This is a genomic window from Pseudomonas sp. EZ-C24 (assembly GCF_014525325.1).
Taxonomy (GTDB): domain Bacteria; phylum Pseudomonadota; class Gammaproteobacteria; order Pseudomonadales; family Pseudomonadaceae; genus Aquipseudomonas; species Aquipseudomonas shirazensis.
Genome location: NZ_JACDIU010000004.1, coordinates 1 through 17,928, shown reverse-complemented (window position 1 = coordinate 17,928; position 17,928 = coordinate 1). Strand labels below are relative to the sequence as shown.

The 17,928-nt window shown below is 63.5% G+C and carries 16 protein-coding genes and 1 riboswitch; of the genes, 7 read left to right on the top strand and 9 right to left on the bottom strand.

Annotation, left to right across the window (positions count from 1 at the left end; all coding sequences use genetic code 11):
* From IDM28_RS01490 to IDM28_RS01475, 4 genes are all read right to left on the bottom strand, one after another.
* Complete coding sequence (locus IDM28_RS01490) at positions 1 to 609, bottom strand: YqiA/YcfP family alpha/beta fold hydrolase (RefSeq protein WP_101315869.1); 609 nt, start codon at positions 607 to 609, stop codon at positions 1 to 3.
* 134 nt (positions 610 to 743) lie between these two features.
* Positions 744 to 1,553 carry a 3',5'-cyclic-AMP phosphodiesterase gene (gene cpdA, locus IDM28_RS01485; RefSeq protein ID WP_188035213.1) on the bottom strand — a complete coding sequence of 270 codons (810 nt, stop codon included), beginning with the start codon at positions 1,551 to 1,553 and terminating at the stop codon, positions 744 to 746.
* Positions 1,554 to 1,638: 85 nt separating this feature from the next.
* Positions 1,639 to 2,091 carry a DUF1249 domain-containing protein gene (locus tag IDM28_RS01480; RefSeq protein WP_101315865.1) on the bottom strand — a complete coding sequence of 151 codons (453 nt, stop codon included), beginning with the start codon at positions 2,089 to 2,091 and terminating at the stop codon, positions 1,639 to 1,641.
* The gene (locus IDM28_RS01475; protein ID WP_101315863.1) at positions 2,082 to 2,699 is read right to left on the bottom strand and encodes an NUDIX domain-containing protein; all 618 of its coding nucleotides are present in this window, start codon (positions 2,697 to 2,699) and stop codon (positions 2,082 to 2,084) included. Before IDM28_RS01475 ends, IDM28_RS01480 begins: the two co-directional genes overlap by 10 nt.
* A 184-nt stretch (positions 2,700 to 2,883) precedes the next feature.
* Between IDM28_RS01475 and IDM28_RS01470 the strand changes: the two genes are divergently transcribed.
* Positions 2,884 to 3,630, top strand: coding sequence for an RsiV family protein (locus IDM28_RS01470; RefSeq protein WP_150571107.1), 747 nt, complete (start codon positions 2,884 to 2,886; stop codon positions 3,628 to 3,630).
* Here IDM28_RS01470 and cytX read toward each other — a convergent pair.
* Together cytX and thiC are read right to left on the bottom strand one after the other, a co-directional pair.
* A complete protein-coding gene (cytX, locus tag IDM28_RS01465; protein WP_188035212.1) occupies positions 3,599 to 4,882 on the bottom strand; it encodes a putative hydroxymethylpyrimidine transporter CytX in 1,284 nt (427 codons plus the stop codon). The two genes, IDM28_RS01470 and cytX, sit on opposite strands and share 32 nt — an antisense overlap.
* Positions 4,883 to 5,028: 146 nt before the next feature.
* Entirely contained in the window at positions 5,029 to 6,915 is a 1,887-nt protein-coding gene (gene thiC / locus IDM28_RS01460) for a phosphomethylpyrimidine synthase ThiC (RefSeq protein WP_101315857.1), read from the bottom strand.
* Between the two features lie 155 nt (positions 6,916 to 7,070).
* A riboswitch (TPP riboswitch) is annotated at positions 7,071 to 7,177 on the bottom strand.
* A gap of 156 nt (positions 7,178 to 7,333) precedes the next feature.
* Between thiC and IDM28_RS01455 the strand changes: the two genes are divergently transcribed.
* Positions 7,334 to 8,770 (top strand): TolC family outer membrane protein, encoded by a 1,437-nt coding sequence (locus IDM28_RS01455; protein ID WP_101315855.1) that lies wholly within the window; start codon positions 7,334 to 7,336, stop codon positions 8,768 to 8,770.
* A 44-nt stretch (positions 8,771 to 8,814) separates the two neighbouring features.
* Here the strand turns inward: IDM28_RS01455 and waaA are convergent, their stop codons facing one another.
* Positions 8,815 to 10,086 (bottom strand): lipid IV(A) 3-deoxy-D-manno-octulosonic acid transferase, encoded by a 1,272-nt coding sequence (gene waaA, locus IDM28_RS01450; protein WP_188035211.1) that lies wholly within the window; start codon positions 10,084 to 10,086, stop codon positions 8,815 to 8,817.
* A 133-nt stretch (positions 10,087 to 10,219) separates the two neighbouring features.
* On the opposite strand from waaA, the gene IDM28_RS01445 reads away from it, so the two are divergent.
* The 4 genes from IDM28_RS01445 (at position 10,220) to IDM28_RS01430 (ending at position 13,615) form a co-directional block, all read left to right on the top strand.
* The gene (locus IDM28_RS01445) at positions 10,220 to 10,552 is read left to right on the top strand and encodes a DMT family transporter (protein WP_103435831.1); all 333 of its coding nucleotides are present in this window, start codon (positions 10,220 to 10,222) and stop codon (positions 10,550 to 10,552) included.
* Between the two features lie 76 nt (positions 10,553 to 10,628).
* A complete protein-coding gene (locus IDM28_RS01440; protein WP_101315849.1) occupies positions 10,629 to 11,804 on the top strand; it encodes an FAD-dependent oxidoreductase in 1,176 nt (391 codons plus the stop codon).
* On the top strand, positions 11,801 to 12,613 hold the full coding sequence (locus tag IDM28_RS01435; RefSeq protein ID WP_188035210.1) for an aldo/keto reductase: 813 nt from the start codon (positions 11,801 to 11,803) through the stop codon (positions 12,611 to 12,613). The genes IDM28_RS01440 and IDM28_RS01435 overlap by 4 nt, the downstream gene beginning before the upstream one ends.
* Before the next feature lie 39 nt (positions 12,614 to 12,652).
* A complete protein-coding gene (locus IDM28_RS01430) occupies positions 12,653 to 13,615 on the top strand; it encodes a metal ABC transporter ATPase (RefSeq protein ID WP_101315845.1) in 963 nt (320 codons plus the stop codon).
* 183 nt (positions 13,616 to 13,798) lie between these two features.
* Here IDM28_RS01430 and hldE read toward each other — a convergent pair whose 3' ends face one another.
* On the bottom strand, positions 13,799 to 15,220 hold the full coding sequence (hldE, locus tag IDM28_RS01425) for a bifunctional D-glycero-beta-D-manno-heptose-7-phosphate kinase/D-glycero-beta-D-manno-heptose 1-phosphate adenylyltransferase HldE (RefSeq protein WP_101315843.1): 1,422 nt from the start codon (positions 15,218 to 15,220) through the stop codon (positions 13,799 to 13,801).
* A gap of 127 nt (positions 15,221 to 15,347) precedes the next feature.
* Positions 15,348 to 17,150 carry a lipid A export permease/ATP-binding protein MsbA gene (gene msbA, locus IDM28_RS01420; RefSeq protein WP_103435826.1) on the bottom strand — a complete coding sequence of 601 codons (1,803 nt, stop codon included), beginning with the start codon at positions 17,148 to 17,150 and terminating at the stop codon, positions 15,348 to 15,350.
* 113 nt (positions 17,151 to 17,263) lie between these two features.
* Here msbA and IDM28_RS01415 point away from each other — a divergent pair, with 113 nt between their 5' ends.
* Positions 17,264 to 17,902: a toluene tolerance protein gene (locus IDM28_RS01415; RefSeq protein WP_150573081.1), complete on the top strand. Its 639-nt coding sequence runs from the start codon at positions 17,264 to 17,266 to the stop codon at positions 17,900 to 17,902.
* The last annotated feature ends 26 nt before the right edge of the window (positions 17,903 to 17,928 follow it).

Below are 17,928 nucleotides of genomic sequence, written 5' to 3'. Positions count from 1 at the left end.
TCAAAATACAGAAAAATCGAGCGCCGCATATTGCTCGCGGGCAATGCCGGCAAAAGCCAGCAACGCCGGCAGGCGCTTGGTGAAGCCCTGGAAACTGTGGTCGCCACCGGCTTCGATACGCAGCGCGCAGGCCTGGTAGTAGGCAGCGGCGTGGCGGTAGTCGAGGGTTTCATCGGCGGTCTGCAACCACACCTGGTAGCGCGCGGCGTCGGTTGGCGGCGCCACTTCGAGCTCGGCCAGGGCCTGCACGTGGTCCAGGGTCAGCTCCCAGGGCTCATCGGTATACAGGTTGCGCTGGGTGCCCAGGTAGCCGTCGAACAAGCGGTGCGGCGCTACCGCCGGGTTGATCAGCAGGGCCTTGAGGCCATGCCGCTCGGCCAGATGGGTCGCATAGTAGCCGCCCAGCGAACTGCCTACCAGCAAGGGCGCGCCCAGCTCGGCAATGGCGGCTTCGAGCTGGCCAATCGCCTCACGCGGATGATGGTGCAGCGCGGGGATGCGCAACTGGCCAGCCAGGCCCAGTTGCTGCATCACAGCCTCAAGCTGGCGCGCCTTGGTCGACAGCGGCGAGCTGTTGAAGCCGTGGATATAAAGGATGGAACCCGACATGCTGCCCCCAGTGTCTGCTGCGGCGCGCCCGCCAGTTGGGGCGCAGGGACGCGCAGTGTAGCGTGTTCGCCGAGCATTGGCGCTGCTTCGGGATTTTCGTAATACATTGTTCAAGGTGGCTGGGGGCTGCGCGCTCAATAACCGGGGCTGTTGAAATCCAGCTGCAGCACATAATCCAGCGCCCGCTCTACGCCTGTTTCCAGCTGACCGTCTGCATGCAGGCGCAACCAACGGTATCCCGGCAACTCTTCACTGACCTTGAAGTCGACGCTACCCGGTGCGAACTGGATGCAGGTCGACGGTGTGGCCATGTAGCGCACGCCGTCACGCGTCTGCTCGAAGGCCTGGTGCACATGCCCCCAGAGCACCGCGCGCACCTGCGGGTGAGCCTGCACCCGTTGCAGCAACTCATCGCTGTTGCGCAGGCCGATCGGCGCCATCCAGGCGCAGCCGATGTCCACCGGCTGGTGGTGACAGCAGATCAGGCAATGGCGCTGGGGGACACTGTTCAGGGCTTGATCGAGGACGGCAAGCTGCGCCGGCGCGAGCAGGCCATGGGTCGCGCCCACCACTGCCGAGTCGAGCATGATGATGCGCCAGTTGCCCACATCGGTTACCGACTGCAACAAATCCGTACCTTGCGCCACCTCGGCCATCACTCGCGCCTGATCATGGTTGCCCGGTAGCCAGCGGGCTGGCGCGCGCAGCGTCGCCGTCATCTCGGCAAAGGCGCGATAGGCCGTCGCGCTGGCATCCTGCGACAGGTCGCCGGTGCACAGCAGCAAGTCGATTGCAGGTTGTTCGCGATGCACCTGGTCGATCACATGCTGCAGGCTGCCGCGGGTATTCAGGCCCAGCAGGGTGCCTGCCGGATCAGCAAACAGATGGGCGTCGGTCAGTTGCACGACATTGATCGGTGCGTGGGGATGGTTGGGCTGCGGCAACGGCCGTCTCCTCGAGCGAGTTCTGCGCGATTATCGCCGCTGACAGCTTTCACGCAAGCCGGCGAAGCCGACTCGCATCACATTTTCAGCGTACTGCCGCCAGTTCATGGCCGCAGGCCAGGCAGTGGCTCAGCCATTCGCCGAGAAACAGATTGAGCTGGGCCTTCTCGTCGGGCTGGTGCATGGCTTCGTTGGGGTACGGGTAGATGCTGCGAAAGCGCCGTGCATGCTCGGCGCTGACCACTTCGGCCATGCGCGCATCGTGGTACACCTGCACTTCCAACTGCGGCACCGGCAGCCAGGGCAGGCTATGTTCCTGACGCACGCGCAGGGTGGTGGTGTATGGGCACGTCAGCAGCACGTCCAGCACCAGCACGCCAAGCATCTGGTCGCCCTGGGTCATACCGATGCGCCGCGAGCTCTGGGTAGTACGCATGTCCGGCAGCAGGCGCATCAAGCGAGCGTAGTTGGCCTCGCAGGCACTTTGCAGCCCGACCAGATCGACCCGATAACGCTCGCGCAGCAGGTTCACTTCCACATCCCCCGTACTTCGTCGCGGTTCAGCGCCAGCCATTGCAGGCCGATGATGCTGGCCGCGTTGCAGATGCGCCCGTCACGTACCGCCTGCAGGGCGTCCTCGAACGACCAGGCGCGTACGCGGATATCCTCGCCCTCTTCCTCCAGCCCATGCAAGCCGCCGGCACCTTCGCTGACGCAGCGGCCGAGAAACAGATGCACGAACTCGTCGCTGCCGCCCGGCGATGGGAAGTAGCGGGTCATCGGCCACAAGGCCGAGAAGGTCAGGCCGGCTTCTTCTTCGGCTTCGCGATGGGCAACCTCTTCAGGCTGCTCGTCCTTGTCGATCAGGCCCGCGACCATTTCAATCAGCCAGGGATTGGCCACCTTGCCCATGGCGCCAGCGCGGAACTGCTCGATCAGCACCACCTCGTCGCGCAGCGGATCGTACGGCAGCACGCACACTGCATCGTGGCGCACGAACAGCTCGCGGCTGATCTCACGGCTCATGCCGCCGGCGAACAGCTCATGGCGCAGGTGCAGCTTGTCGAGCTTGTAAAAGCCCTGGAAGCAGTTCTCGCGCTTGACGATCTCAACCGTCTTGGGCACCGAATTGGACGTGTCTGTCATGGAAATCCTCATTACCTCAACTACCGCATCGCGCCATCCTACTCTGCGTTTGACCGGGTTTCACCCCTTTCCGTTGACCGTTCAGGCTGCTGGAAGCGGGTGCGCCATGTCTGTTAGCTTAGTGGCGAACCGACGGCTTTGCCGACGGTCCAAGGCCGACTATCCAAGTTCTGCAAGGATCATCATGACGCTAGTCAAACTGACTTCCGTGGCTGTGCTGGCGGTGGCACTGAGCGCCTGCCAGAGCCTGTTCGCGCCCAATTACCGGGCCCCACTCGAGGTCAAGCGCGATGCCTGGGAGCACGTCAAGCCGGGCTGCAGTGCCAGCGACTGCCCGCTGGTGAACATCGACACCGTGCACTTCCCGGCGCTGCCCAAGCTCGACGCCATCGTCGAAAGCCGCCTGCTGCAACTGACCACCGACAACGCCCGCAGCAGCGCGCCGACCTCGCTCAAGGCCTACGAGGATCAGTACCTGGCCAGCGCCGACAAGCGCAACAGCAGCTACCTGCAAGCCAAGGTACGTGAACAGCATGACGGCTTGGTGATCATCGAGCTGTCCAGCTACCTCGACAGTGGTGGCGCCCACGGCATGCCCGGCCGCGCGTTCATCAACTACTCGCGCAAGCAGGACAAGGTCCTGACCCTGCAGGACATGCTGGTGCCAGGCCAGGAAGACACCTTCTGGAAAACCGTCGAAGAGTCGCACCGCGCCTGGATGATCAGCACCGGCATGGACAAGGACGCCGAATTCGTCAAGACCTGGCCGTTCAAGAAGTCCCCGCACATCGCCCTGACCTACGGTGCGGTCGTGGTGAAGTACGAGGTGTATGCCATCGCGCCCTACTCCATGGGCCACGTCGAGCTGAAAATCCCCTACCCGCGCCTGAATGGCGTGATCAAGCCTGAGCTGTTTCCCGGCCGCGGCTGACACTCAATAGCCCGTACAGCAGCCCTGCCAGCACCAACGCCGGCAGGGTTGCACCGACCTCCGGGGCCAGGTTGGCAATGCCATGATAGGCCGCGACGCCCACCGCCCAGGCCAGCAGCGCCTGCCAGTGCAAGCCGTCGACACGGGTCGGCAACTGGCGCTGGCGGATCACGAAGTGGTCCGTCAGCACCACGCCGAACAGCGGCGCGAACACCGAACCGATCAACAGCAGGAAGTTCTCGTACTGGGCCAGCGGCGCCAGACAGGCGATCAGCGTGCACAGCAGGCCGATCGCCAGGGCCAGGTGTTCGACCTTGATCGGCAGCAGCAAGCCGGTGGAGACCGCGCCGGAATGGATATCGGCAAAAGCGTTCTCGGTCTCATCCAGCAGAATCAACAACAGCGGGATACCCAAGCCGGCGCCGGCCAGCGCCAGCAGCAGGGCATTGGCCTCACCGCTTGGCGCAAAGGCCAGGGTGTAGGCAACGCCAAGGCTCATCAGCCAGGCATTACCAAGCAGATAACCGAGCACGGTGCCACTGAACACGCGGCCCGCATGCTGGGCGAAGCGCGAATAGTCGGCAATCAACGGCAACCACGACAGCGGCATGGCGATGACGATGTCAAAACCGACTGCCAGCGACATCGAGCCATCGCCGGCACGCTGCCAGATAGCGCTCAGATCGGCCTTGGCAAACAGGTTCCAGGTCAGCCACAGGCAGGCGCCGATCAATAGCCAGATACCCCACTTGCGCAAGATCTTGCGCACGAAGGTCAGCGGGCCGCAGATTGCCAGCAGCGTTGCCAACGCGCCAAAGCACAGCGTCCACAGCAGCGGGTTGGTCCAGGCACTATCGGCTCCGAACGCCCGCGCGCCGAGCAGGCTGGCGGCGTCGCGCATGACGATGATTTCGAACGAGCCCCAGCCAATCAGCTGGAGCAAGTTGAGCACTGCCGGCAGGCGCACGCCGTGCCGGCCAAGGCTCAAGCGCAAGGTGCCCATGGCCGACAGGCCGGTGTCACTGCCGATCACCCCGGCGGCAGCCAGCAGCAGCACGCCAACCGCAGTGCCGAGCACGATTGCCAGCATCGCGCCGGCCAGGCCCAGGCCCGGCGCGAGCATGGCGCCGACCTGCAGGACCATCAAGCCAGTGCCAAGGGAGAACCACAGGACAAACAGGTCCCGCCCGCCAAACAGGCGCTGGCTGGCGGGGATCGGATGATCGGGGGAGAAGTTGCTGGGGGTGGTCATAGTTGATGCTCGCCGGAGTTATTGTGGAGATGCGAGGGCTTCGCGCTCGTTCGCGGGTAAACCCGCTCCCACAAGGTTTTGCAGCGCCGCCTAAACCTGTTGGAGCGGGTTTACCCGCGAAGGGCTGCAAAGCAGCCCCAGTTGCATCACACCTTCTGGTACAGCTGGCTGCCGGTCTGACGGAAGCGCTCGGACTGCTCGCGCATGCCCTCCTCGACCGACATGTCGACCGCCTCGATACGCTGATTGGCAGCGTACTCGCGCACTTCCTGGGTGATCTTCATCGAGCAGAACTTCGGCCCGCACATCGAGCAGAAGTGAGCGACCTTGGCCGATTCCTTGGGCAGGGTCTCGTCGTGGTAGGCACGGGCGGTGTCCGGGTCCAGGCCAAGGTTGAACTGGTCCTGCCAGCGGAACTCGAAGCGCGCCTTGGACAGCGCGTTGTCGCGGATCTGCGCGCCGGGGTGGCCCTTGGCAAGGTCGGCGGCGTGGGCGGCGATCTTGTAGGTGATGATGCCGGTCTTGACGTCATCCTTGTTCGGCAGGCCGAGGTGTTCCTTGGGCGTGACATAGCAGAGCATGGCGCAGCCAAACCAGCCGATCATCGCCGCACCGATGCCCGAGGTGATGTGGTCGTAGCCCGGCGCGATGTCGGTGGTCAGCGGGCCGAGGGTGTAGAACGGCGCCTCGTCGCAGCATTCCAGCTGCTTGTCCATGTTCTCTTTGATCAACTGCATCGGCACATGGCCGGGGCCTTCGATCATGCACTGCACGTCGTGCTTCCAGGCGATCTTGGTCAGTTCGCCCAGGGTCTCCAGCTCACCGAACTGGGCGGCGTCGTTGGCATCGGCAATCGATCCCGGACGCAGGCCGTCGCCGAGCGAGAAGCTGACGTCGTAGGCCTTCATGATTTCGCAGATTTCATCGAAATGGGTGTAGAGGAAGTTCTCCTGGTGATGCGCCAGGCACCACTTGGCCATGATCGAACCACCACGGCTGACAATGCCGGTGACGCGCTTGGCGGTCAGCGGCACGTAGCGCAGGAGCACGCCGGCATGGATGGTGAAGTAGTCCACGCCCTGCTCGGCCTGCTCGATCAAGGTGTCGCGGAACAGCTCCCAGGTCAGGTCTTCGGCAACGCCGCCGACCTTTTCCAACGCTTGGTAAATCGGCACGGTGCCGATCGGCACCGGCGAGTTGCGGATGATCCACTCGCGGGTTTCATGGATGTGCTTGCCGGTGGAGAGGTCCATGACCGTGTCCGAACCCCAGCGGATGCCCCAGGTCAGCTTGGCCACTTCTTCTTCGATGGACGACCCCAGCGCGCTGTTGCCGATGTTGCCGTTGATCTTCACCAGGAAGTTACGGCCGATGATCATCGGTTCGAGTTCGGTGTGGTTGATGTTGGCCGGGATGATCGCGCGACCACGGGCGATTTCGTCGCGAACGAACTCTGCGGTGATTTCCTTGGGCACGCTGGCGCCGAAGCTGTGGCCGGCGTGCTGCTGCTCAAGCAGGCCGGCAGCGCGGGCCTCTTGCAGCTTCATGTTTTCGCGGATGGCGACGTATTCCATCTCGGCAGTAATGATGCCCTGCCGCGCGTAGTGCATCTGCGTAACGTTGGCGCCGGCCTTGGCCCGGCGCGGATTGCGCACGTGGGCAAAGCGCAGTTTGGTCAGTTCGGCATCGCTCAGGCGCTGCTGGCCGAAGTTCGAGCTCAGGCCCTCCAGGCGTTCGGTGTCGCCCCGCGCGTCGATCCAGGCCGAGCGGACATCGCCCAGGCCCTTGCGCACATCGATGCTGACAGCAGGGTCGGTATACGGGCCCGAGGTGTCGTACACCAGCACCGGCGCATTGGCTTCGCCGCCAAAGTCGGTAGGGGTGTCATCCAGGCTGATTTCGCGCATGGGGACACGGATATCCGGGCGCGAACCCTGGACATACACTTTGCGCGAACGGGTGAAGGGTTGCACAGACTGCTGATCGACTTGCGCCGATTCGCTGAGGTTGATCGCTTTTTCTTGTTTGCTCATCACAGGCTCCAGACAGCTTCCTAGCGGCGGAATGTCGGGGAGAACCTGAATGACGCGGACACACCCTTGATGGGTGCAGTGCCGGATACCTGGAATGCCAATGCGCGGCTGCGCTGCTCGACAAATCCCGGACCTGACACAAGAGACTCGCCGGGAAAGCGAGAAATCTTGTTCCCTACGCAGGCGCTAACCTGATCAGGTTCAACGGGATCCGGAAACTTCCGATCTCAGCCTTTGCATCAAGGCACCCCGACAAGAACATGCGCAGTCTAGACTGGAGTTGCGCGCAAAGCCAAGGGTGCTTGCAGCGCGGCGATCAAAGGCGCCAATCAGCGATTGTTGCCGGCCGTGCACAGCCTTACACTGGCGCACCGATACTCAACGGTTCAGTAATTAAAACTCGTACAAGGATTGCCCTATGCTGCGCAAACTTTCACTGGCGGTTGCCGTGTCTTGTGCGTCCAACGGAGTGGTCTGGGCGGCTGACCTGCCCGCGCCGGTGAAGACCGACCTGATCAGCGTCTATCAGGAAGCGGCCAGCAACAACGCCGACCTTGCCGCTGCCCGCGCCGATTATGGCGCACGCCGCGAAATCGTGCCGCAGGCCCGCGCCGGGCTGCTGCCGAACCTGTCGGCGGGTGCCGAAATGATGAACACCCGCACCAAGCTCGACGAGCCGGCGATCACCTCCAATCGCAGCGGCAATTCGTGGAGCGCGACCCTATCGCAGCCGATCTTCCGCGCCGATCGCTGGTTCCAGTTGCAAGCCGCCGAAGCGGTCAACGAGCAGGCGGCGCTGGAGCTGTCGGCCAACGAGCAGAACCTGATTCTGCAGACCGCCGAGAACTATTTCTCGGTACTGCGTGCACAAGACAATCTGGCCTCGACCAAAGCCGAGGAAGCCGCCCTCAAGCGCCAGCTGGATCAGTCCAACGAGCGCTTTGACGTCGGCCTGTCGGACAAGACCGACGTGCTCCAGTCGCAGGCCAGCTACGACACGGCGCGGGCCAACCGGATCATCGCCGAACGCCAGGTAGCAGATGCCTTCGAGGCATTGGTAACGCTGACCAACCGCGACTATGGCTCGTTGCAGGGCGTGGTCCACAGCCTGCCGATCCAGGTGCCGATGCCCAACGATGCCAAGGCCTGGGTCGAGACCGCCGCACGGCAGAACCTCAACCTGCAGGCGACCAACTACGCTGTCGATGCCGCCGAAGAAACCTTGCGCCAGCGCAAGGCCGGCCATGCCCCGACGGTCGACGCGGTGGCGCGTTACCAGAAGGGTGACAACGATGCGCTGGGCTTCTCCAACCCGGCGCCGCAGCCCGGCGTGCGCTACGGCGGCGACGTCGAACAGACCAGCATCGGCCTGCAGTTGAACATCCCGCTGTACAGCGGCGGCCTGACCAGCTCGCAAGTGCGCGAGGCCTATCAGCGCTTGAGCCAGAGCGAGCAACAGCGCGAAAGCCTGCGCCGCCAGGTGGTGGAAAACACCCGCAACCTGCACCGCGCGGTGAATACCGATGTCGAACAGGTGCAGGCGCGCAAGCAGTCGATCATCTCCAACCAGAGTGCGCTGGAGGCGACCGAAATCGGTTATCAGGTCGGCACCCGCAACATCGTCGACGTGCTCGATGCGCAACGCCAGCTGTACACCTCGGTGCGTGACTACAACAACAGCCGCTACGACTACATTCTGGATAACCTGCGCCTGAAGCAGGCTGCCGGCACCCTGAGCCCGCAGGACCTGTCCGACCTGGGCCGTTATCTGAAAGCCGATTACAACCCGGACAAAGACTTCCTGCCACCGGATCTGGCAGCAGCGGCGGCGAAGAACTTCGAACGCCGGCCCTGATCTGCGACTGCTGCGCCGGGCTCGCCCGGCGCCGCGATCTATCGCTAGCCCAGCAGCCGAGCCAGGCCATCCAGCAAGCGCTGCAACGCGCCCTGGTTGGCCTGCATCACCGCCCTGCCCGCTTCGCCCATGCGCCTGGCGTCCTGCGGCAACTCGACCAGCCGCTGCACGGCGGCGGCCAATGCCTGGCTGTCGTCAACTGAGTGCAACGCGCCGGCATCTTTCAGCATTGCGCTGATATCGAGGAAGTTGAACACGTGTGGCCCGCTGATCACCGGCAAGGCCAGCGCAGCCGGTTCCAGCGGGTTGTGCCCGCCTGTTGGCACCAGGCTGCCGCCGACGAAAGCGATGTCTGCCAGCGCATAGAGGAACAGCAGTTCGCCCATGGTATCGCCGAGCAGCACCTGGGTTGCGTCGGTGACCAACTCGGCGCTGGAACGGCGCACGGTAGCGAACTGTTCGGCACACAACGCATGCACGGCGTTGAACCGCTCAGGGTGACGCGGCACCAGAATCAGCAGCGCATCGGCATGCACCTGCAGCAGGCGGCGGTGCGCCTCCAGCACCTGCGCATCCTCGCCTTCATGGGTGCTGGCTGCGATCCAGACCGGGCGTTGGCTGGCCTGCCATTGCTCGCGCAACTGGCGGGCACGGGGCAGCAGCTGTTCGTCGAGCTTGAGGTCGAACTTGATCGAGCCGGTCACCTGCACGCATTCAGGCCGCGCGCCGAGGCTACGAAAGCGCTCGGCTTCGGTTTCGGTCTGCGCCGCGATCAGGCTCATCTCGGCGAGCATTGGCCGGGTCAGTTTGGCGAAGCGGCCATAGCCGCGCGCCGACCGCGCCGACAAGCGCGCATTGGCCAGCGCCACCGGGATGCCGCGCCTGGCGCACTGGTGGATATGGTTGGGCCACAGCTCGGTTTCCATGATCACGCCCAGCCGCGGCCGCACATGGTCGAGAAAACGCGCCGCCGCCCAGGGCAGGTCGTACGGCAGGTAGCAATGCTGAATGCGTGGCTCATCGGCAAACAGCGCGCGAATCCGCTCCGAACCGGTAGGGGTCATGCAGGTCACAGTGATCGCCAGCTCGGGGTAGGCCTTGAGCAATGCGCGCACCATCGGCGCCGCCGCGATGCTCTCGCCGACCGACACCGCATGCACCCAGATGCCGCCCTGACGCATCGGCGGCAGCTTGATGGCAAAGCGCTCGGCGACGCGTTGGCCGTAGGCCGGCGCCTTGCGCGCACGCAGGAACAGGCGCAGCGCTACCAGCGGCAGGCCCAGGTGAAACAGCAGGGTATAAAGGGTTCTGTTCATGGCGGCGCAGTTTACTAGGAACTGCCTGAAAAGGCCTGCCCATGTCCGCCCAAGCCATAAAAGCGGCGGACATAGTGTGAAAGCTGGCAAGCGGATCGCCTAGAATGGCCGCCAGTCAATCGAGGAACGCAGCGTGAACGCATATGTTTATCTGGCCATCGCCATTTGCGCCGAGGTCGTCGCCACCGCTTCGATGAAGGCGGTCAAAGGCCTCAGTACGCCGCTACCGCTGTTGCTGATGATCGCCGGCTACACCGTGGCGTTCTGGATGCTGACCCTTGTGGTACGCAGCATTCCGGTAGGTATTGCCTACGCCATCTGGTCGGGGCTGGGCATCGTCCTGATCAGCATCGCCGCTTGGCTCATCTATGGGCAGAAACTGGACCTGCCGGCCGTGCTCGGCATGGCCATGATCGTCGGCGGCGTGGTGGTCATTCAGGTGTTTTCCAACAGCAGCGGGCACTGACCGCTGCGTTGCGCGGTCAACGGCAAAGACATCAGCCTGTATACTGCTGGCCTGTCCCTGTCTTTGAGGTGCCCGCATGCCATCTGCCATTTCCACTGACGTACTGATCGTCGGCGCCGGGGTCGCAGGCCTCTGGCTCAATGCCCGGCTGCAGCGCCTGGGCTATTCGACGGTGCTGGTGGAACGCGCAAGCCTGGGCGGCGAGCAGACCATCAAGTCGCAGGGGATCATCCACGGCGGCATCAAGTACGCTCTGCACGGCAGCCTGACCGGCGCCTCCGAGGCGATCGCCGACATGCCGCGGCGCTGGCGCGAGGCGCTGGCCGGCAGCGGCGAGCTGAACCTGGACAAGGTGCGCTTGTTGTCCGATGCACATTACCTGTGGTCGCCGGGCGGCCTGCTTGGCAATGTCACCAGCTTTTTTGCCAGCAAGGCCATGCGCGGCCGGGTCGATCAGGTCAAGGGCGAACAACTGCCGCCTGCCCTGCAAGACCGCGCCTTCAAAGGCAAGGTCTATCGCCTCGCCGAGCTGGTCATCGACGTGCCCAGCCTGCTCGCCAACCTCGCTGCGCTGGCCGGTGACAGCTTGCTCGCCGGCGAGCAGATCGAGCCGTTGCGCGAAGGCGATGAACTGGTCGGCCTGCGTGTCGACGGGCGCGAGATTCACGCCCAGCGCATCGTGCTGAGCGCCGGTGGTGGCACCGCCGAGCTGCTTCAGGCCCTCGGCCTGGACCAACCGGCCATGCAGCGCCGACCGTTGCACATGGTTCTGGCCAAGGGCCCCAACCTCAAGCCTTTGTACGCGCACTGCCTCGGCGGTGGGCCCAAGCCGCGCATCACGGTCACCACTCATCCCGGCGCGGATGGCCAGTGGGTGTGGTACCTGGGTGGTGATTTGGCTGAAGCCGATGGCGTTGCCCGCGAGCCAGCGGCGCAGATCGCTGCCGCGCAGAAAGAAGTCGCCAGCCTGTTGCCATGGGTAGATCAAAGCCAGCTGCGCTGGGCCACCCTGCGGGTTGATCGAGCCGAGCCAGCGCAGTCTGGCCAGGTGCGGCCGGACAACGCCTTCCTCGCCGAAGAGCAGCGCCTGCTGGTGGGTTGGCCGACCAAACTGGCGCTGGCGCCGGACTTCGCCGATCACGTGCTGGCCAAGCTCGACCGCGATGGTATTCGCCCTCAAGCCAAGCCTGACTTGTCCGGCCTGCCCCGGCCTGCGCTCGGCGTACCGGCCTGGGAGCAACTGCTGCCATGAGCCTGCCCGATCTGCATGACCTGCACCGAGCGCTGGGCAGCACTGGCCTGACGGTTTCGCCGCTGGGCCTGGGCACGGTCAAGCTGGGCCGTGATCAAGGCGTCAAATACCCCACCGGGTTCACCATCCCAGGCGACGACGAGGCACGCATGCTGCTGGCCCAGGCGCGTGAACTGGGGATCAACCTGATCGATACCGCGCCGGCCTACGGTCGCAGTGAAGAGCGCCTTGGGCCGCTGCTGCGCGGTCAGCGTGACGAGTGGGTGATCGTCAGCAAGGTCGGTGAAGAGTTCAACGATGGCCAGTCGCACTTCGACTTCTCTGCTGCGCACACCCGGCGTTCGGTCGAACGTAGCCTCAAGCGTCTTGAAACGGATCGAATCGAGCTGGTGCTGGTCCATTCAGATGGTAATGATCTGGCGATCCTCGAGCAGGAAGAGGTCTACCAGACCCTCGCCGCGCTCAAGCAGGAAGGCAAGATTCTCGGTTTTGGCTTGTCTGGCAAGACCGCGGCAGGTGGGCTCAAGGCGTTGCAGGAGGGTGACTGTGCGATGGTTACCTACAACCTCAACGAGCAAACCGAACGCCCGGTACTGGATTACGCCGCCGAGCATGGCAAAGCCATTCTGGTGAAGAAGGCCCTCGCCAGCGGGCATGTCTGCCTGGCGCCGGGGGTGGATGCGGTACAGGCCAGCTTCGAGCTGCTGTTTGCCCACCCAGGCGTGAGCAGTGCTATCGTCGGCACCATCAACCCGCTGCATCTGGCCCATAACGTGGCCACCGTTGCCCGTATCTTGAGGCAGCAATAAGGCCGCTGGCACGGCTACACAAGCGCAAGGAGGAGCCTCGTGGCACGTACGCTGATCCGCAAGAACCCGAGCAACTTCAAAACGCTGCCGCTGCATGTCGAAGCCACTGCCGAGGGCCTGAGTTATCAGACTATCGGCATGCCGCTGAACTTCGCCCAGACCCTGCAACGACGCAAGGCGGTGCAGGTGGCCGATAGCGAGCGCTTCGTAGTTGAGCTGGCCAACCTGGGCGTGTCGGTGCGGCTGACGCTGCAGTGGCAGAACCGCGAATACTGGGTGCTGGTGCGTCAGCGCCGGCAAGACCGTGGCGATGTGGTGCTCAAGCTGATTTCCGGCTATGTGCCGGCGCAGGAGCTGAACCTGCCGCTGCATACCGCGATTCAGGAGGTAGCCGAAGAGTGCCTGCTGGAGACGCCAGAGGGCTGGCTGGGCGGGCGCTTCAACGATACCTGGTTGCCCGCGCCCTACGCGGCGGCGCTGCATTATCGGGAGGCGTTGCCGTTTGTGCTCACCTCACAGGCGACGGCGGCGCGGCCGGTGCAGTCGGGCAACCTGGTGTTGATCGAACAGCCGCGGGCCTATGTGCATTTGCCTACAGCGTCGTTGCAGCTGATCTATGACTTGCGCTTGCAGGTGCCGCGGGAGGCCAAGTCGCTGAGTCTGTTTCATGTGGATGAGCGGCTGGAAGGGGATCAACTGGTGGCGCGGCTTAATCGCAAGCGGCCTGATCTGTACTTGATGCCGTTGGTGGATGGGCGGCCTACGGCTGAGCTGTTCACGCTGAAGAAGGACACCTTGGTGCCGGCCAGTACCCGTGGGATCTGGCTGGCCGAGAGTTTTGCCCGGCAGGAAGGCTGGGTGGTGCGTGATGAGCGAGTGCGCTGGAAGGATTGGCTGCGCCAGCAGGGGCTGGTGGAGCCTAGGCCTGCTTCGCGGTTGCAGCGGCTGACGGGCAAGGCGCGGGCTCTGCTGGCTCGGGCGCGGACTTCGCTGCATAAATAGTTACGCGGACTGCTCTTTGTAGGAGCGGCCTTGTGTCGCGAGAGGCCCGCAAAGCGGGCCCAGCAATGTCGGCGGCGGAGCTGAAATTTGGGGGGCGCTTCGCACCCCCTTCGCGACACAAGGCCGCTCCTACAGGGGATCGGGGCATGCCGAGAATGAAAAGGGCCGCTAAGCGGCCCTTTTTCAGTTCTTGCGGATCTTTTCCACTATTGCAGTGGTGGAGCTGTTTTCCACAAGGCCGAGCACTTTCACCGTCCCGCCGTAGCTGGTAACGATGTCGGCGCCGACGACTTGATCGATGCCGTAGTCGCCACCTTTGACCAGCACATCAGGCTTGACCTGGCTGAGCAGGTTTTCTGGAGTGCCTTCCGGGAAGCTGATGACCCAGTCGACGGCGCCCAAGCCTGCGAGAACTGCCATGCGCCGGTCGACGCTGTTGATCGGGCGGCCAGGACCCTTCAGGCGACTGACCGAGGCGTCGTCGTTGACGGCGACGATCAGGCGATCACCTTGAGCGCGGGCTTGCTCCAGGTAGGTCACGTGGCCGGCATGAAGGATGTCGAAACAGCCGTTGGTGAACACGATCGACTCGTTGTGCGCGCGCGCATCGTCGATCGCCAGCAACAACTGTTCGATGGTCAACACGCCGCGCTCCGAACCTTCTTCGCGCTGAATCGCACGGCGCAGTTCAGGGGCGCTGATCGCCGCGGTACCGAGCTTGCCGACCACGATGCCGGCGGCAAGGTTGGCCAGGGCCACGGCATGGGGCAGGTCTTCGCCAGCAGCGATAGCGGCGGCCAGGGTCGAGATGACCGTGTCGCCGGCACCGGTGACGTCGAACACTTCACGGGCCCGGGCCGGCAGGTGCAGCGCCGGGTGGTCGGCGCGCAGCAGGGTCATGCCATGTTCGCCACGGGTCACCAGCAATGCACCCAGGTCCAGCTCCTGCATCAATTGCAGGCCTTTGCCGACCAGGTCGGCTTCATCGACGCAGCGGCCGACAATGGCTTCGAACTCGCTCAGGTTGGGCGTGATCAGGCTCGCGCCGCGGTAGATCGAGAAGTCCTTGCCCTTGGGGTCGGCCAATACCGGAATACCGCGGGCACGCGCCGCCTGGACCAGGCTCTGGTGGTTTTTCAGGGCGCCCTTACCGTAGTCGGACAGGACCAACACCTTGACCCCATCCAGCAGCTTTTCAACCTCGACACCCAATGACAGCGGGTCGGTGGCGAACGGTTCTTCGAAGTCGATGCGCAGCAGTTGCTGATGACGGCTCATGACCCGCAGCTTGACGATTGTCGGCTGGTGGGCAATGCGCTGGAAGATCGAGCGTACGCCCGCAGCCTGCAAGCTGTTGCTCAGGCTCTCGGCCGCTTCGTCCTGGCCGGTCACACCGACCAGCGAGGCCGGCGCGCCCAGGGCGGCAATATTCAAGGCCACGTTGGCCGCGCCGCCGGGACGGTCTTCGATCTGTTCGACCTTGACCACAGGCACCGGCGCCTCCGGGGAAATACGTGAAGTACCACCATGCCAGTAGCGGTCGAGCATGACATCGCCGACCACCAACACCGGGGCTTGATCGAAACTCGGCATGGACAACTTCATGGGCAACCCATATGGAAAAATTAACAGGGGCAGGATATTAGCACAGGCCAGACGATGGCTTTAGCGCCAAGCTGGCCTGGACAATTCCGGTGACAATCGGGGCCGGATCGGCCCCGCAACAGCCGACTCAGGTGATATCGACTTTCTCTGGCTGATCAAGGCCCATCGCGTGCAGGCGGGCATAATGGCCATTAGCCTCAAGCAGTTCGGCGTGAGTACCGCGCTCGACCAGACGGCCTTGGTCCATGACCAGGATCATGTCGGCCTTTTCGATGGTCGACAAGCGGTGGGCGATGACCAGCGTGGTGCGACCTTGCATAACATGATCCAGCGCGGCCTGGATGTGCCGCTCCGACTCGGTATCGAGCGCCGAAGTGGCCTCGTCAAGAATCAGCAGCGGGGCGTTTTTCAGCAAGGCCCGGGCAATCGCCAGGCGCTGGCGCTGGCCGCCGGACAACAGCACACCGTTCTCGCCGACTTCGGTGTCGAAGCCCTTGGGCAACTGATCAACGAATTCCTTGGCGTAGGCGTCGGCGGCGGCAGCCTCGATGGCCTCGCGCGGCGCACCAGCCAGATCGCCGTAGGCAATGTTGTTGGCGACGGTATCGTTGAACAGGGTGACGTGCTGGGTGACCTGCGAGACATGCCGGCGCAGGTTGCGCAACTTGTACTCTTCGATCTCCACGCCATCGAGCAGAATCTGCCCTTCATTGTGGTGATAGAAGCGCGGGATAAGCGCTGCCAGGGTCGACTTGCCACTGCCGGAGCGACCAACCAGGGCGATCATCTGCCCAGGCTCTGCGGTAAAGCTGATGTCGTTCAGCACCTGGCGCTCGGTACCGGGGTAGGTGAAGCTCAGGTTGCGCACCACCAGACGACCCTCGACGCGGTCCTTTTCAACCGTGCCAGCGTCCACTTCGGCAGGCTCGTCGAGCTGCTCGAAGATACTCTCGGCACCGGCCAGGCCTTTCTGGATGGTCGAGCTGACTTCCGAAAGCTGACGAATCGGCTTGGGCAGCAGGCCAGCGGCAGTAATGTAGGCCACCAGATCGCCGGCCGAAGCGTCGCCGCGCAGGAACAGCACGAGGAACATCAGCGACGCCATGGCGGTGTAGATCACCAATTGCAGCGCCGGCGTGTACAGCGCGCCAGTCTTGGTCATGCGCAGCTGTTTGTCGGTGTTGCTCTGGCTGGCCGCGTTGAAACGGCGCTGCTCGTAGGCTTCGCCGCCGAAGCTGCGCACCACACGGTAGCCTTGAATGGTCTCGGAGGCGACATGGGTCACATCCCCCATCGCGACCTGGATCTTCTTGCTCTGCTTGCGGAATTTCTTGCTGGCAGTACTGACCATCACCGCGATGATCGGCAGGATCGCCAACATCACCAGGGTCAGTTTCCAATTCATCCACAGCAGGTAGGCGAACAGGAACACCACCGTCAGGCCTTCACGGATCACCACCTTGATTGCATCGGTGGCAGCACCGGTGACCATGGTCACGTTGAAGGTGATGCGCGAGATCAGGTGGCCCGAGTTGTGGCTGTCGAAATAGCGGTTGGGCAGCACCAGCAGCTTGTTGAAAAGCTCGACGCGCAGGTCGTGGACCAGGCCCAGCGAGACCTTGGCCAGAAAGTAGTTACCCAGGAACGAACCAAGGCCCTGCCAGGCGGCGATCAGAATGATCAGCAGCGGCACTGCCTGCAGCAGTTTCAGGTCGCGCAGGTACGGCACGGAGGGGAACAGCACGGCTTGAGAATCGCTCAGGCCGTCGACGAAATACTTGAGGATGCCGGCCAGCATGGGCTGGGTCGAAGCAAAGATCACGAAGCCGAGGATGCTGAGCATGAAGATGCCGAGATAGGGCTTCACATAGCTGAGCAGGCGGAAATAGATCTTCAGGCTCGAGGGCGCGGACGATTCGGGAACTGTCATGACAATCCGTCGGGTGAAAAAGAGTCGGGATTATACCACACGCGGTGTTGCCGACCGCCTGCTGCAGGTAAGATAGGCGGCTGCCCTGCCCTTGGCCACACTCTGGAGACTTGATGCAAGCGCTTGAACAGGCACGTTATCTCGCACTGCGCGAAGGCGCCACTGTGCTCGAAGCCGATGGCACCGGCGACAAGGTCCTGCGCCTGGCCGATGGCAGCATGCTCAAACTGTTTCGTCGCAAGCGCCTGCTCAGCTCTGCTGCGTGGTATCCGTATGCGCAGCGCTTTGCCGACAACTGTCGGCACTTGCAGGAGCGGCAGATTCCGTGTCCAGTGGTGAAGGCGGTATACCGTATTGGCGCAATCGAGCGCGATGCCGTGCACTATGCGCCACTGCCTGGGCAGACCTTGCGCCAGGTGCTTGAGGAGCCTGCCGATCACGACCAACTGCGTGCGCAGCTGGGCCGGTTCATTGCGATTCTGCATGAGCGCGGGGTGTACTTCCGCTCGGCGCACATGGGCAATGTGGTGCTCACGCCTGAGGGTGAGCTGGGCTTGATCGACATCGCCGACCTGCGCATCTTCCGCCGGCCGCTGCGCAAATCGCAGCGGCTGCGCAATTTCAAGCACATGCTGCGCTATCCTCAGGATCGCCAGTGGCTACTCGACGCCGGCGACAGCAGCTTTGTCGACGGCTATCTGGCCGCTCAGCAGCTGTGCAGTCGCGAAGAGCTGACCAGGGTTCTGGCCTGAAACCGCGCAAACCTTGAATTCACCGC